Genomic DNA, 14,893 nt, shown 5'->3' with positions numbered 1-14,893 from the left:
ACGGTCACGACAGCATCAGTTCCTCGCGTCCCAGGGAGGTACACCACCCCATGAACGTGACCTGGCGTCCCCGGTGGGGACGGTTACTCGCGATGCCGGTCGCCGTCGCCGTCGCACTCGCACTGTCCATGATCGGCACGCCGCCGGCGGCCGCGCACCCGGGCGCGCACGGCGACGCCCACGTGCTGATCTTCACCAAGACCACCCAATTCCGGCACGCCGAGGCGATCACTCAGGGCGTCCCGGTGCTGCAGGCCGCCTTCACCGAAGCCGGGATCACCTCCGAGCACACCGAGGACTCGGCGATCTTCAACGACGAGGACCTCGCGCACTTCGACGCCCTGGTGATGTTCCAGGCCTCCGGCGACCCGTGGACCGCCCAGGAGAAGGCGGCGATGGAGCGCTACATGCAGGCCGGCCACGGCATCGTCGCCATCCACAACGCGACCGACATGCGCGGGAACTACGCGTGGTGGGACAGCATGATCGGCACGCTGATGCCCGGTCACGCCGCCACCGGCAGCAGCCCCGGCCTTCCGGGCACCGTGCGGGTCGAGGATCAGACCCACCCGTCGACCAGCCACCTGCCGCAACGGTGGGATCGGGCCGACGAGTGGTACAACTACGCGCTCAACGTCCGCGGTGACGCGCACGTGCTCGCCACGATGGACGAGACGACGTACGACCCGGGCGGCAACGCCATGGGCTACGACCACCCGATCTCGTGGTGCAAGCCGTACGACGGCGGGCGTGCCTGGATGACCGGCATGGGCCACTTCGGCGCGCACTACACCGGTGAGACGCGGCTGGTGCAGCACATCGTCGGCGGCGTGAAGTGGGCGGCCGGGATAGCCGAGGGCGACTGCGGCGCGACCACATGGGACAAGTTCGAGCGCGTGCCGCTGGATCAGAACACCAGCGCGCCGTACGCGATGGACGTCGCGCCGGACGGCCGGGTGTTCTACACCGAGCTGGTCCGCGGCGAGATCCGGGTGTACGACCCGCGCAACCAGACCACGTCGACCGCGATCACCATCCCGGTCTACTCCGGCGGTGAGGACGGCCTGCTGGGCATCGCGCTCGACCCGCACTTCGCGGACAACGGCCATCTCTACCTCTACTACTCGCCGGCGAGCAGCGACGACACGAACCCGGACAACTTCGTCAACCGGCTGTCCCGGCTGACCGTCGGCGCCGGTTCGCAGATCGACCGGGCCAGCGAGAAGGTGCTGCTGGAGGTGCCCGCGCGGCGGCTGCCCGACGAGCCGGGGCACACCGGCGGCGGGCTGGACTTCGGCCTGGACGGCAACCTCTACCTCGGCGTGGGCGACGACGTGAACCCGCACTCCGAGCCGTCCGGCGGCTACGCGCCACTGTCGGAACGCGACAACACCTTCCACGACGCGCGGGCGACCTCGGCCAACACCAACGACCTGCGCGGCAAGGTCCTGCGGATCCACCCGGAGGCGGACGGCACCTACTCCGTTCCCGAGGGCAACCTGTTCCCGGCGGGCACCGCGAAGACCCGCCCGGAGATCTACGCGATGGGCTTCCGCAACCCGTTCCGCTTCGCCATCGACCCGCGCTCGGGTGCGCTGGCCGTGGCCGACTACTCGCCGGACAACGGCAACGACAACCCCGACCGCGGCCCGGCGGGCATCGCCGAGTGGAACCTCATCACCGAGCCCGGCTTCTACGGCTGGCCGCTGTGCATGGGCGACAACGAGCCGTTCCGGGACGTCGACTACCGGACCAACCCGGTGACCGTCGGCGGGTACTTCGACTGCGCCAACCCGGTCAACGACTCGATCCGCAACACCGGCCTCACCCAGCTGCCGCCGGCCAAACCGGCGAAGATGTGGTACGGCTACAAGCGCTCCTCGGTGCCGTCGGTCATCCCGCAGGGCGGCGGGCTCGCGCCGATGGGCGGGCCGTTCTACCAGTACGACCCGGACCTGAAGTCGGACACGAAGTTCCCGGCGTACTACGACGGCAAGCCGTTCTTCTACGAGTGGTCGCGCAACAAGATGTACTCGATCATCACCGACGGCGACGGGGGCGTGGAGAAGGTCAACCCGTTCCTGCCGGAGGAGCAGTTCCTCGCGCCGATCGACTCGAAGTTCGGCCCGGAGGGCTCCCTGTACGTGCTCGACTGGGGTGGCGGCTTCGGCCGGGACAACCCGAACTCGGGCCTGTACCGCATCGACTACATCTCCGGCTCCCGCTCCCCGGAGGCGAAGGCCACCGCCACCCCGGACTCCGGGCCCGCGCCGCTCGAGGTGCGGTTCGACGGCGCGCCGTCGTCGGACCCGGAGGGGGAGCAGCTGACCTACGCGTGGGACTTCGACGGCAACGGCACGGTCGACTCGACCGACCGGGCGCCGACCCACACGTACGCCGACAACGGCGTCTACGACGCCCGGCTCACGGTGGCCGACCCGCACGGCAGGACCGGAACCACGACCGTGCCCATCACCGTCGGCAACACCCGGCCGGAGGTACGTTTCGAGCTGCCGCCCAACGGCGGGTTCTTCGACTTCGGTGACGAGATCAGCTGGAACCTGTCGGTCACCGACGCCGAGGACACCCAGATCGACGACGCCGACGTGGTGATCCAACCGGCGCTCGGCCACGACGAGCACGCCCACCCGGCCGATCCGCTGCACGGGCGCACCGGCACGGTGGCCACCTCGCTGGGCGGCGGGCACAGCGACGACATGAACGTCTTCTACGCCCTCGACGGCCGCTACACCGACTCCGGCGGCGCCGGCGGGATCCCCCCGCTCACCGGGTCGGACACCACCCTGCTGTTCCCGAAGCAGCGGGAGGCGGAGTTCTTCGACGCCTCGCAGGGTGTCACCGTGGCGCCGTCGCGCGACGTGGAGGGCCACGCCGACGCCATCACCGGCCAGAACGGCGCCTGGGCGTCGTACGACCCGGTGAACCTGCGCGGCGTGGACAAGCTGGTCCTGCGGGTCAGCGCGGCCGGTGCGGGCAGCGTCGAGCTACGCCGCGGCGCGCCCGACGGCGCGCTGCTGGGCACCGCGCAGGTGCCGGCGACGCCCGCCGGCCGCTACGTGGACGTACCGGTCGACGTCACCGACCCGGGGGAGACGTTCACCCTGTACGCGGTCTTCCCCGGCGCGGGGGAGCGGCGGCTGAACTTCATCGAGGCCGACGGCAAGGGCGTCTCGCCGACGAGCAAGCCGAAGGTCGCGGTGACCGCCCCGAGGCCGGACGACGACCTGGAGCCCGGCGCGATCCAGGTCACCGCCGACGCGAGCGACGCCGAGAACACGGTCACCAAGGTCGAGTTCTTCGTCGACGACACCTCGATCGGCACCGACACCACGGCGCCGTACGAGGTGACGTGGAACGCCACGACCCAGAAGCGCTACCAGCTGACCGCGGTCGCCACCAACGACAAGGGCGCCAGCACCACCTCCCGCATCGTCGAGGTGGAGGTCGGCGACCTGTACGGCGACTGGCAGACCTTCAGCAACACCGACGCCACGTTCGAGCGGCCGGACACCGACACCTGGGTGATCAACTCCGGCGGCGCGAACATGTGGCAGGGCACCGACCAGTACGGCTCGGTCTACCTGCCGGCCGCCGCGGGCAACGAGTGGACGGCCACCGTCAAGATCGAGCGGCAGGGCAACTCCAACCCCTCTGCCAAGGCCGGGCTGATCGTCCGCAACGACGTCACCCAACCGGCCAGCTCGCCCGGCTACGCGGCGATGACGATCCGGGCCGGCCTCGGATTCGAGTGGTTGCGCGACACCGACGGCAACGGGCAGCTCGATGCCAGCACCGGCGCCAGCACGACGAGCTACCCGGCGTGGGCGCGGATCGTGCGCGACGGCAACCAGTACCACGGCTACTGGAGCAAGGACGGGGTGACCTTCACCCGGGTCGGTGATCCGGTCACGCTGACCGGCGCGGCGAGCCCGCAGGACATCGGACTCGCGGTGACCGCGCACAGCACCTCGGCCACCAGCGAGGTGGAGTTCTCCGGGTTCAGTCTGGTGGACGAGGCCATCCACCCCGAGCCGGAACCCGAGCCCGAGCCCGCACCGGGCTGCGTGGTGAAGGGCTCGGACACCTTCGACGGCACCGCGCTCAACACCACCCGCTGGACGGTGGCGCGCAACGCGCCGGACCGGCCGGTGCGGGTGGCGGACGGCGTGCTGGCGCTGCCTGTCACCAACGGTGACATCAACGAGGCCGCGTCCGGCCCGATCAGCTACGTCGGCCAGCCGGTGCGGACCGGGGCGTGGACAGTCGAGACGAAGGTGTCGATCCCGCACAGCCGAGAGTGGCAGCATGCCGGCCTGCTGATGCACGGCACGGACAACGACTACGTGAAGCTGGCGTTCACCCGCAGCTCGTCCGGCGGGCGGCTGCTCGAGTTCCAGACGGAGGCGGCGGGCACCAGGACCTGGCACGCCAACCTGGCGGTACCCGCCGACTTCCCGTCGGCCGTCCACCTACGGCTGGTGAGCGACGGAACGAAGTTGACCGCCGCGTACTCGACCGACGGCCAGACCTGGACGGCGTTGGCCGGTGAGGCGACGGTGATCCCGCGCGCCACCATCGGCCCGATGGCCGCCGGCGACACGGCGGCCGGCGAGGTCGACGCGGTGTTCGACCACTTCACCGTCACCCCGGACTCGACCGACGACGGGGTACGCGCGCCGAGCGACGAGTTCGGCGGCGACGCGCTCGACGGCTGCCGGTGGGACCAGGTGGTGCGCTACGACTCGACGAAGGTCGCGGTGGCCGACGGTCAGCTGCGGATCGAGACGCAGCCGGGCGACATCAACGGCGACAACTCCGCCTCGCCGCGCAACTTCTTGCTCCAGGACCTGCCGGACGGGGACTGGACGATCCAGACCCGGCTGACGCCGTCGATGCTGCACCGCTGGCAGCTCGCCGGGTTCCTGGTGTACGCCGACGACGACAACTACGTGAAGTTCGACGTGCTGGCGACGAATACCAGCGGCTCACCTGTCGACCTGCGCGCCGAGCTGGTCTCCGAGCGCGACGGGCAGTTCGGCAACGGCGGCAACCGGTCGATCGACGTCGCGGAGGCGACCGAGAGCGGCTGGTACGACCTGCGGCTGAAGCGGACCGGGAACACCTACTCGGCCGAGATCAGCGACGGCGGGGTCAACTGGACCTCGCTCGGTGACCCGGTGACCAACGACGCCGCGATGACGTCGTTCGGTCTGATGGCGCTGGGCCCGGAGCAGGTGTCGCCGGTGACGGTGGCGTTCGACTACTTCCGGCTGGTCGACACGACGCCGCCGTCGGTGTCGGTGGCGGTCGACCCGGCGGCGCCCAACGGCGCGAACGGCTGGTACGTCTCGCCGGTCACCGTGTCGGCGAGCGCGACGGACGACAGCAGCGGACCGCTCCGGATCTCCTACGCGGTCGGTGACGGCGAGTGGGTGGACTACCGGCAGCCGGTGGCGGTGACCGAGAACGGCAAGCGCGAGCTGCGGTTCCGGGCGGTCGACGAGGCGGGCAACGTCTCGCCGCTGTCGGTCGTGTCGGTGCAGGTCGACTCGGCGGCGCCGGTGGTGTCGTTCGGCGGTGTGAAGGACGGCGGCACCTACCAGTTGGGCGCGCAGTTGCCGGTCACGGCGTCGGCGCAGGACGCGGCGTCGGGCGTCGCGTCCGTGCAGGTGCGCCTGGACGGCGAGCCAGTCACGGGGGCGGTCGCGCCGACCGCGGGCACCCACCGGGTGACCGCGGTGGCGACCGACAAGGCCGGCAACGTGGTGGAGGCGACGGCGTCGTTCGAGGTGGTGGCGACGTTCGCGCACACCGGGGCGCTCCTCGAACGCTACCGCGCGCAGGGGCTGGTCCTGCCGCACCGCGCGGCAGCGCTCAAGGGCCAGCTTCAGGTGGCCGAGCGAATGGCGAAGGCCGGGCGCAAGGCACAGGCCGAGGCAGCGCTCGACCGGTTCGCGTCGTTCGCCGCGACCGTCGCCGACGAGCGGGCGCGCACCCAGTTGCTGGCGGCCGGCGCTTACCTGAAGGCCCACCTGTGAGGTGATGACGTCGAGCCGGTGCCGGCCGGCTCGCGACCGGTGCCGGAGCACGCCTTGCGCGCTCCGGCACCGTGTCGTGGACGACCCCACGGGTGGCGGGCAGCCCGGCTTGATCCACTCGAGGTCACTGAAGTCGCGGTGTCCGCCGCCGGCGACACCCCGACTTTATGGAAGCCGAGTCGATCGCGGCTGGTGCGGGCGCGTCTGATCGTCCTTCGCGTACGCGCTCAGACGGAGCTCTCTACTCGGGGTTCTTGGAATTCAGGAGGAGCCCGAGCGCCTCGACGACGAGGCGGTGGTCGTCGAGTTGGGGCAGGCCCGAGACGGTGACGGTGCCGACCGGGCCGGTGCCCCGGAGGATGATCGGGAAGCAGCCGCCGTGCGCGGCGTACAGGGCCGGCTCGAGGTGGGACTGCTCCTCGAAGGTGGTGCCGCGGTCACGGTAGGACTGGCCGACGAGGTAGGAGCTGTGTCCGAACCGGCGGACGACGCGGATCTTGCGTTCGATCCAGTCGTCGTTGTCGGCGGTGGTGCCGGGCAGCGCGTAGTGGAAGACCTGCTGGTCGCCGAGGCGGATGTCGACGGTGACGGAATGGCCCCGCTCCCTGGCCAGCCTGACCAGACGATCTCCCAGGTCCCAGGCGTCGTTGTGGTCGAAGCGGTCGAACTGGAGGCGTTCTTCCTGCTCCTGAAGTTCTGGCGTCACGGTGTACCGCTCCCTTGCTCGATCGTCGCAACGATCTAAGCAGAGCAGAGAACCCGGCGCGGCCGCACGGTGTACGGACTACCTCAGCGGGCGGAAATGGTGCCGCACCGCATAGCGGAAGACCGCCTCACCGAGCTCCGCGCCGTCGACGTCGGCGCTGCGGAAGTGGACACCGCCCCAGACACGCGCGCCGATGAGCTCGTCGAGCGCCTCGGAGAAGCTGTCGAAGTGCCGGGTCGTCCCAGAGTCCGCGCTGGATCCGCTGAAGGACACGTCGTCCCTGCCGAAGAAGTGCCGGTAGAGCGACATTCGCGCGCCGGTCCCGCACGCGTGGCCGGACGGGTACTCGGGGAAGGGTGGCGTGACGAGCAACGGTGTCCAGTCCGGGTCCGCCGCCGTCCGGGGGTTGCCGTCCGTGTCGGCCTGCTGGATGGCGGTGACCGGACGCCAGTAGCGCCACTGCTCCTTCTGGCTGAAGCAGGCAACCCCCGAGTCGGCCACGATGAGGTCGGTCATCGCGAAGAAGCGCGCGGTCTGCAGCGCGTCCAATCGCTGGGTGGTGGCGAGCTGACGCTTGATCTCCCAGGAGGCTGACTGCCGGTCGTGCCACCAGAGCGCGGCCTCGGTCTGGTCCTGGGTGCGCACCGTGCTGGACGCCGAGCCGACCTCCTTGGCCTCGGCAACCTCCCGGGCGTACTCCTTGCTGGTCAGCGGCGGCGGGCCGGGCGCGCGGAACAGTGACGCGCGGGGGAGCAGGAACGGACGCATGTGCCCCGTCCAGGCCCCCTGGGACAGGAACAGCGGCGGTGTGGGACGCCACTGGCCGGGCTCGGTGCCGACCGTCCACTGCTGGTCGCCGAACGCGCCGTCGTCCTGTCGCGCGGCCACCATCGCGGTCGCTGCCCGGGCACCGACCCGGACGCCGCCCTGCTTCGGCGGACCGTCGGGGATCGCGCCGAGCGCCTCGTCGTACTCCGCCCGGAGCCGTTCCTGCTGGTTGGGAAAGAGGGCGGCGAGCACACCGTGGGCGGCGGTGGCGACGGCCGCGTCCACCGATTCTGTGCCCCGGGCCGCCGGCGCGACCAGGTACGGCTGGTAAGGCTTACCCGCGATCGCGTTCACCGCGTCGTAGACCGCGCCGTTCACCATCGCGAAGCTACGCACCTGCTCGTTCGGCTGCTGCGCCGCGACGTCCCAGATCGCCGTCTGCGCGTTGAGGTCCCAGCTCACCACCGGATTGGTGGCGCCGGGGGCGGAAGACCCGGCCGAGGCGGTCGCCGCCGGAGCGGTGGCCGCGAGCAGCGCGCCGAGCGCGACGGACGTGGGGAGGGCGCGGGACCAGAATCTCCGGCGCGCCGGACGGCGGCTCGACATGGGTTCCCCCGGTGTTGATCTGCGGTCGGTGTGGCCGGCAACAGGCAACCGTCGACGGCGGACTGCACAGCAAAATCAATCGACGATGATGAACCTAGCACGAAGCTCTACTGTGGGCTGTCCCGCTCGCCAGGCTGCGGGCCCATCGCCCACGATCCGCGCCGGACGAGGCGATCAAGGTGGTCGAGCAGCTTCACCTCGCTGCGGGCCAGCCGCTCCCGATCCCGGACCGGCAGATCGGCAAGCAGATCCGGGAGCGGTTCGTTCCGCGGCACGAAGACCATGGCCCCGCAGTACTCGCGGCAGTTCGAGCACCAGGTCAAGCCGACGCAGCGCTCGTAGGAACTTTCGGAGTGCGGGTAGAGGCGGTACCTGTAGGAGTAGATCTCACCGGCACACACGGCGGCGTCCGTGTCACCGACCGAGTGAATCGTGCTGACTTTCGACCACGCCCACCCGGCAGATCTGCGCCCCATGACCCTGATCCTCCATGGCCGCCAGCCACGCTCTTCGCCTGGACTCCGGGGAGACGTTCGCCGTTCTCCCGCCTGGAGGCGGTTTTTTGCCAGGGCTGGAAAGGCTAGCCGCCCGACGAGCGGCGCGTACCCCGGCGGGTCGTACGACACGCCGGGGTACGCGTTCAGCGCGAACTGCTAGGAGCCTCGGCGGCCGTCACGGCCACGGGTACACCACGAGCGTCCACGACGACGCGGAGTCCTGCCGGCAGGAGTAGGCGCTGTAGATCCGCTGGGCGTAGACCCAGTCGTCGCCGACCTCGTCGCAGCCGGTCGCGGAGGGGTAGCTGCCGCCGTTGAGGACCTTCTGCAGCATCTTGCTGGTCACGTAGTCGGCGACCTTGTTGCCGGTGGATACGCCGTAGTCGGCGTCCCACTGATAGTGCACGCCGAGGTAGATGCGGCTGCGGGCGTTCTCGATCGCGGCCGCGCTGAAGCTGGTGAAGGTGCGGGTGACGCCGACGGCGTGCGGGTCTTCGGTGGTGGCGGTGAACGAGATGTTGTCGGTGCCGAAGTAGCGTTCCATCGTCCTGGCCCAGGCGGCGCCGAAGGTGGCGTGACCGGAGACGTACGCGGGGAACGGTGGGCTGAAATTGACGCCGTTGCGGTCCGCGGAGAGCGGCCGCCACGCGGTGTCGGCGGTGGTCTGGGCGTTGCCGTCGGTGCCGGCGAGTTGGATGGCGGACTCCGGGCGCCACAGGTCGATGTTGGTCAGGTACTTGGCGTCCCAGGAGGCGATACCGGCGTCGGCCATGGCGCCGGCGACGAGGGCGAACAGGCGCAGGTTGGCCATCTGGTCCAGGCCGCGCTGGGCTGACACGATCCGGGTGTGGGCGTACAACTGGCCCGGCGGCTTGTAGGTGCCGTCGAGGTCGTTGGCCCAGAACCAGGCGATCTGGGTCTGGGTGGCGGTGCGGGTGGAGCCGGTGGCCCGGCCGAGGCTCTTGACCTCGTTGACCTGGCTCGCGTAGGCGGAACTGCTCAGCAGCGCCGGCATCGTCGAGTAGCCGCCGGGCAGCCGTGGGCGGAGGCTGTTGAGTTTGTACGCCTCGGAGGCGCGGGAGAACATGGTCACGTTGCCCCAGTTCGGCGTGGCGGCGTTGCCGGAACCGGTCGGACGCCAGTAACCGGGGCTGGTGCTGGGCGTGTACGCCGCGTTGTTCGCCGAACCGTCACTCTGCCGGTAGCTGAGCATGTTGGTGCCGGCCTTGACGCCGATGCTGCGTCCCTGCTGTTGGGCGGCGTCGGCCGGGATGCCGTCCTGGGCGGCGGCAAGATCCGCCGTGAAGCTGATCGACGGATAGAGTCCAGCCAGAACGGTATGTGCGGCGTAGTCGATGGCCGTCTCGACATCGGGATTGGCCCAACCGCCACTGATGCTGTTGTCGCCCGTGTAGTCGATCGCCAAACAGTCGAACGCGTTGTAGCTGCCCGACTTGTAGCAGTTGATGGTATTGACGGCGTTGTACATCGCGAGATGCATCATCGCGCCGGAGCGGGCCAGCGGGCCGGGCGCGCCGCCGGCCGACCGGTAGGTCTTGAGGAGCACGTCGTTCCAGTGCAGGACGTGATCGCCGATCGGCGCTGCCTGGGCCGGGTTGGCGGTGGTCGCCACGCCGATCGGCGTGAGCAGCAGGACGAGCGCCGTGATTAGCGCGCGTTTCAGGGATTTTCGCACGACTTTCCCGCTCCCTCGTTTTTCTGATGGATGCCGTACCGGACGCGAGTCTTTAAGCCGGAAGCGACGGGCAGGCGACGGGGAGATCACGGAAGAGCATCGAAAAATAGGAAAGCGTCAATGTGTATTGAGGTCGGATTTCCTGCAGTTTTACACGACTGTCGTCGATTGGCGCCGGCAGTGGGCACATGATCCATTCACCTGGCGGGGTTGGTGCCAGGCCGCGCTGCTCCGCGCCCGACTGACCGACACTCCCCGACAGACTCTGAGACCAGGAAGCTCTCCATGCACTTCGCCGCAGTGCCCTGCCAGCTCAACCCGCGGCCACAGGCGTTGTCACCAACCCCGCAGGCCGCTCGTCGGGAATCGTGGTAACGGCCACAAGGCGTAGCCCCGTTATGTAGTTTCGGCTTGGGCCGGTCGTGGCAGCGCTGGGACTTGGGCCCAACAGATGTGCCGGCGCTTCCAGCAGCAGAGGGTGGCCAGCGAGGAACGAGCCTCAGGCGTCGGACAGACGCGCGCGTCAAGCCGGCTCGGACGTCGCACGGCAGGTTTGCTGCCGGCACAGTGGCGCTGTATCGATATGCCGCCATTCCGGGAGGCCGCGGCTAGCCGAGCATCGGCGGAGCGCTGATTGTCAACGGAGCGGGATGCGGAGGCGTCGACATGGGGAGCAAGAACGAGGTGGTGGCCGAGGCGGCGCAGGGCGTCCGGCATGGCGGGCACCTCTACCTGCAGACGAACGAGACGCGCAACGCCATCATCCACTACCGGCGCTCCGCGGACGGCATGATCACCGAGGTGGAGCGCGTCCCCACCGGCGGCGCAGGTTCCGGGACCTTCAAGCCGATCAGCGGACAGGAGAGCGCACCGAACGCGTTCGAGGGCGCCGGCAGTGTCATCCTCACGCCGAATCGGCGATTCCTGTTCGCCACGAACGGCGGCGACAACACCGTGTCCAGCTTCAGTGTGGGTGGCGACGGCCGGCTCACGCTGGTGGACGTCATCTCGACCGGAAACCCGGTCACCGGTAGGAGCGGCACGGCCAAGTCCCTGGCGTACGCGCCGTCGATCGGCACACTCTTCGTGCTGCACTCGTTCGGGCCGGACCACGTCCGCCTGGTGTCGATCGACAGTGCCGGGAAACTCAGCCTGCGGCTGGACCGCTACACGGCGAACACGCCGGACAAGCCGAACCGGGTCGCCACCATGGCCACGCTCTCGCCGGACCAGCGGTTCCTCTTCGTCGGCACCACGTTCGACCAGCCACCCACCGCGAACCCGGACGGGTCGGCGATCCTCTGGGTCCCCGGGCCGGACGGCCAGCTGAAGTCGATCGCGTCGAACGAACCCGATCCCGACGGCCTGATCGTCTTCCCTGTCCTTCCGAATGGTGAGCTCGGCGAGCCCTCGTTGTACGACGCGAACGGCGGATCCCCCTTCTACATCGCCTTCCTGCACCACCGGCCGGACACCTTCGTCATCGGGCAGGCCGTGGGCGACGGCATCGTGATGGGCACCATCGCCGGCGACGGCCGGGTCGACATCGGCCGGCTCGTGCAGATCGACACGAGCGCCGGCAAGCCCTCCGAACTCTGCTGGCTGTCCGTCTCGCCCGACGACCGGTGGGTGTTCGCGACGAACTTCGGCTACAGCGGCATTAGCAGCTTCCGCGTCGACGGGCCCGAGCCGGTGCTGGCCCAGGATCCCGCCTGCCCGCGGGTCCCGGGCGACGGCACCTTCCGAGCCCTCAACGGCACCGTCAGCAGCGGTCCGAGCGACAACTGGCTGACCCCGGACGGGGCCTACCTGTACCAGATCTACGGCAACGCCTCGAAGCTCGTGGGATATGCCGTCCAGCCGGACGGTTCGCTCCACGAGGTGACCAGCGCACCGATCCCGTACAACAGCCCGCAGGGCCTGGCCGGCGTTTGATGGCTCTTCACAGTTGAGGTTGACACCGTTCGCAGTGGACCTTTTCGCGTACCCGCTCAGATCGGTCAACGGCGCACCCGATAGCGCAGGTGAAGCACCCGGTTGCCCTGAATCACCACCTCAGGATCCTCCAACAGGTGCTGGGCGTGGACCGACCCGAAGTAGCGCTTGCCGGACCCGAACACCACGGGTACGACGTCCATGCGCACCTCGTCGACCAGGCCCGCGGCAAGCACCTGGCCACCGACGTCGCCAGCGGCGACCTCGACCACGCGGTCACCCGCAAGCTCCTGCGCCTTGGCCACGGCTGCTTCGACGCCGTCGACGAAGTGAAACGGCGCCGCGGGGTCCCAGCCCTCGGGCTCCGGCCGGTGCGTCACGACGACCACGTGGTCGATCCCGCCCGGAGGCTTCCCGTCCCAGCCGTCCGTCAGGTCGAAGACGTGGCGGCCGACGACTGTCACCCCGATCTGGTCCCAGTACGGCCGGGTGTAGTCGTAGGACGTCTGCGACACCTTCAGCTCGCCGCTCTCGTCCAACGGGACGTCACCGCTGGACAACCATTCGAACAGCGGTCCGGGCTGGTCATTCTCGTCCGCGACGAAGCCGTCCACCGACACCGAGCTGTACATGACCACCTTGCCCACGGGGCTCTCCTCTGCTGCGGGGTGCCCCCAAATTAGCGTGCCGTGAGCTGTCGCTCTTGTACGAAATCAATCGGCCGGCAGCGGCCAGCCGTCCAGCGCGTGGCCGGGATGTTCGCGCAGGAACCGCCGCCGGACTTCGACGTACCGGGTCGGCGTGAGCCCGGTGAACGCCCGGAACTCGTGGCTGAAATGGGCCTGGTCGAAATAGCCTGCGCCACCGGCGAGGTCGCTCCAGTCGATCGGCCCGGCGGGGTCGATCGCGAACACGGTGGCGGCGAAGCGGTAGGTGCGGGCCAGCCGCTTCGGCGTGACGCCGATGAGCTCCTTGAACCGCTGTGCCAGATGAGTGCTGCTGACACCGGCTGCCACCCTCAGGTCGCCGATCACCACCGCCCCGCTGGTCGCCGCGATGACGCTGCTCGCATGGCGGACCAGCCCCAGGCCGGTGGTCTCGCACAGCCGTCGCATCAGCTCCTCCTCGAGCAGCGTCAGCATCTCGTGCGGTCCATCCGCCGTGGCCAGCCGGTCCCGCAGCTCAGCAATGCCGGGCCGGCCCCAAACCTGCTCTACCGTCACCGGCCGGTCACACAGCTCGGCCGCGGGCATCGGCAGGAACGGCGCCAGCCCCCACGGCTTGAAGTGCACGCCGACTGACCGGGTCTCCGGCGGATAGCCGAACTCGAAGGCGCGGGTGGGCATGGTGACCACGCAGCCGTCGGCGTACTCGGCCGTCTCGATGTCGGTGCCGGCGCGGATGCGGAACGGCGCCCCGAGGTTGACGATGAGCAGCGCCGCCGGACTTGCCGGCAGCGTCAGCAGGGCGTACGGCGGCGCACCCTGCAGGTAGTAGAGGTCGTCGATCAGCCCGTCCAGCGGCGGTCGCGGCAATCTGGACACGTACTCCACGCCCACAGCATCGCAGACGCCATCAGCGTCACCGAAGACACTTTGCATTGTGAAGGGACCGTTTGATCCGCACTGCGGCGGCTCACGCGGTTGGCCGGGCGGCCGTCGCGACCAAAGTCGTTTATCCCATTCATCCCTTCAGAGTCGATTAGAACGCCTATGGTGGTCTCGGACGCCCCGGCGCGTCTGTTCTTCTCGCGGAGCATGGGTCGACACAGGGGACGAGACATTGCATCTCACGCCGAAGGAGCTGGAGAAGCTGACCATCCTCTCCCTGGCCCAGATCGCCACGGCACGCAGGGACCGCGGAATCAAGCTCAACTACCCCGAGGCGGTCGCCGTGGTAGCTGCGGCGGCACTCGAAGGGGCACGGGAGGGCAAGGCGCTGGAAGAGGTGATGCATGACGCCAGTCATGCCCTCACTCGCGCCGATGTGATGGACGGCGTGGCCGACATGGTGCCGATGGTTCAGGTCGAGGCCGTGTTCACCGACGGCAGCCGACTGGTGACGGTGCACGCCCCGATCCAGTAGCCACAGCCCAGTGGGGCGGCGAGAGAGATGCGAGGCAGTGAATGGGTAAGGACTACAGCCGACACCCCGGGCCCACCGCCAAGCACCGGTGGCCCATCGGCGGGTACGTCCTGCGCGAGGAGCCGCTGGAGCTGAACGTGGGCCGGCCGACCATTCGGATCCAGGTGGTCAACACCGGGGATCGTCCGATCCAGGTCGGCTCGCATTTTCATTTCTTCGAGACGAACCGGAGCCTGGAGTTCGACCGGGAGGCGACCTTCGGTTGGCGGTTGGACATCCCGGCGGCCACCTCCGTTCGGTTCGAGCCGGGCGACCGCAAGACGGTCCAGCTCGTGCCTTATGCGGGCCGGCAGCGGGTGCACGGGTTCAACGGCCTGGTCAACGGGTGGACCGGCACCGGCCCTACCCCGGGCTATCAGCCGGACCGATCGGAGGCCTTCCAACGGGCGCGGAGCCGGGGATTTCGGTCCACCTCCCGCGAAGACACCGCGACCTAGACAGAGCCGGACCAGGGGCCGCGGACCGTGGCCTGGGAGCAGAG

Annotated in this window: 10 protein-coding genes; 4 read left to right on the top strand and 6 right to left on the bottom strand. The window is 69.4% G+C overall.

Features of this window, described 5'->3' with window-relative positions; genetic code table 11:
* Positions 1–92: 92 nt before the first annotated feature.
* A complete protein-coding gene (locus ACIP9D_RS30310) occupies positions 93–6,059 on the top strand; it encodes a ThuA domain-containing protein (protein ID WP_400451335.1) in 5,967 nt (1,988 codons plus the stop codon).
* Between the two features lie 241 nt (positions 6,060–6,300).
* On the opposite strand, the gene ACIP9D_RS30305 is transcribed toward ACIP9D_RS30310, so the two are convergent.
* The 4 genes from ACIP9D_RS30305 to ACIP9D_RS30290 all read right to left on the bottom strand — a co-directional run bounded on the left by ACIP9D_RS30305 (position 6,301) and on the right by ACIP9D_RS30290 (position 10,332).
* Positions 6,301–6,765, bottom strand: coding sequence for a heme-degrading domain-containing protein (locus ACIP9D_RS30305; protein WP_350874282.1), 465 nt, complete (start codon positions 6,763–6,765; stop codon positions 6,301–6,303).
* 78 nt (positions 6,766–6,843) lie between these two features.
* Positions 6,844–8,139, bottom strand: coding sequence for a vanadium-dependent haloperoxidase (locus ACIP9D_RS30300; protein ID WP_350874283.1), 1,296 nt, complete (start codon positions 8,137–8,139; stop codon positions 6,844–6,846).
* Between the two features lie 107 nt (positions 8,140–8,246).
* Entirely contained in the window at positions 8,247–8,615 is a 369-nt protein-coding gene (locus tag ACIP9D_RS30295; protein ID WP_350874284.1) for a hypothetical protein, read from the bottom strand.
* A gap of 196 nt (positions 8,616–8,811) precedes the next feature.
* Positions 8,812–10,332, bottom strand: coding sequence for a phosphatase PAP2 family protein (locus ACIP9D_RS30290; protein ID WP_350874285.1), 1,521 nt, complete (start codon positions 10,330–10,332; stop codon positions 8,812–8,814).
* Positions 10,333–10,998: 666 nt separating this feature from the next.
* Here ACIP9D_RS30290 and ACIP9D_RS30285 point away from each other — a divergent pair.
* Positions 10,999–12,267, top strand: a complete 1,269-nt coding sequence (locus tag ACIP9D_RS30285) for a beta-propeller fold lactonase family protein (protein WP_350874286.1) — start codon at positions 10,999–11,001, stop codon at positions 12,265–12,267.
* Between the two features lie 65 nt (positions 12,268–12,332).
* Here ACIP9D_RS30285 and ACIP9D_RS30280 read toward each other — a convergent pair whose 3' ends face one another.
* Positions 12,333–12,914: a dihydrofolate reductase family protein gene (locus tag ACIP9D_RS30280; protein WP_350874287.1), complete on the bottom strand. Its 582-nt coding sequence runs from the start codon at positions 12,912–12,914 to the stop codon at positions 12,333–12,335.
* 66 nt (positions 12,915–12,980) lie between these two features.
* Positions 12,981–13,820: a helix-turn-helix domain-containing protein gene (locus tag ACIP9D_RS30275; protein ID WP_350874288.1), complete on the bottom strand. Its 840-nt coding sequence runs from the start codon at positions 13,818–13,820 to the stop codon at positions 12,981–12,983.
* 229 nt (positions 13,821–14,049) lie between these two features.
* Here ACIP9D_RS30275 and ACIP9D_RS30270 point away from each other — a divergent pair, with 229 nt between their 5' ends.
* Positions 14,050–14,352 (top strand): urease subunit gamma, encoded by a 303-nt coding sequence (locus tag ACIP9D_RS30270; protein WP_350874289.1) that lies wholly within the window; start codon positions 14,050–14,052, stop codon positions 14,350–14,352.
* Positions 14,353–14,393: 41 nt separating this feature from the next.
* Positions 14,394–14,849 carry an urease subunit beta gene (ureB, locus tag ACIP9D_RS30265; RefSeq protein ID WP_350874290.1) on the top strand — a complete coding sequence of 152 codons (456 nt, stop codon included), beginning with the start codon at positions 14,394–14,396 and terminating at the stop codon, positions 14,847–14,849.
* Positions 14,850–14,893 lie beyond the last annotated feature (44 nt).

It is taken from the genome of Micromonospora sp. NPDC093243 (genome assembly GCF_044753725.1).
GTDB lineage: Bacteria > Actinomycetota > Actinomycetes > Mycobacteriales > Micromonosporaceae > Micromonospora.
Note: the sequence above shows the minus strand (reverse complement) of the source record. Positions and strands in the feature narration are given on the sequence as shown.

Excerpts from the sequence above, each read along its gene's own strand:
- ACIP9D_RS30310 (WP_400451335.1), top strand. The coding sequence starts at position 93 with ATGCCGGTCGCCGTCGCCGTCGCACTCGCACTGTCCATGATCGGCACG.
- ACIP9D_RS30300 (WP_350874283.1), bottom strand. The coding sequence starts at position 8,139 with ATGTCGAGCCGCCGTCCGGCGCGCCGGAGATTCTGGTCCCGCGCCCTC.
- ACIP9D_RS30295 (WP_350874284.1), bottom strand. The coding sequence starts at position 8,615 with ATGGGGCGCAGATCTGCCGGGTGGGCGTGGTCGAAAGTCAGCACGATT.
- ACIP9D_RS30285 (WP_350874286.1), top strand. The coding sequence starts at position 10,999 with ATGGGGAGCAAGAACGAGGTGGTGGCCGAGGCGGCGCAGGGCGTCCGG.
- ureB (WP_350874290.1), top strand. The coding sequence starts at position 14,394 with ATGGGTAAGGACTACAGCCGACACCCCGGGCCCACCGCCAAGCACCGG.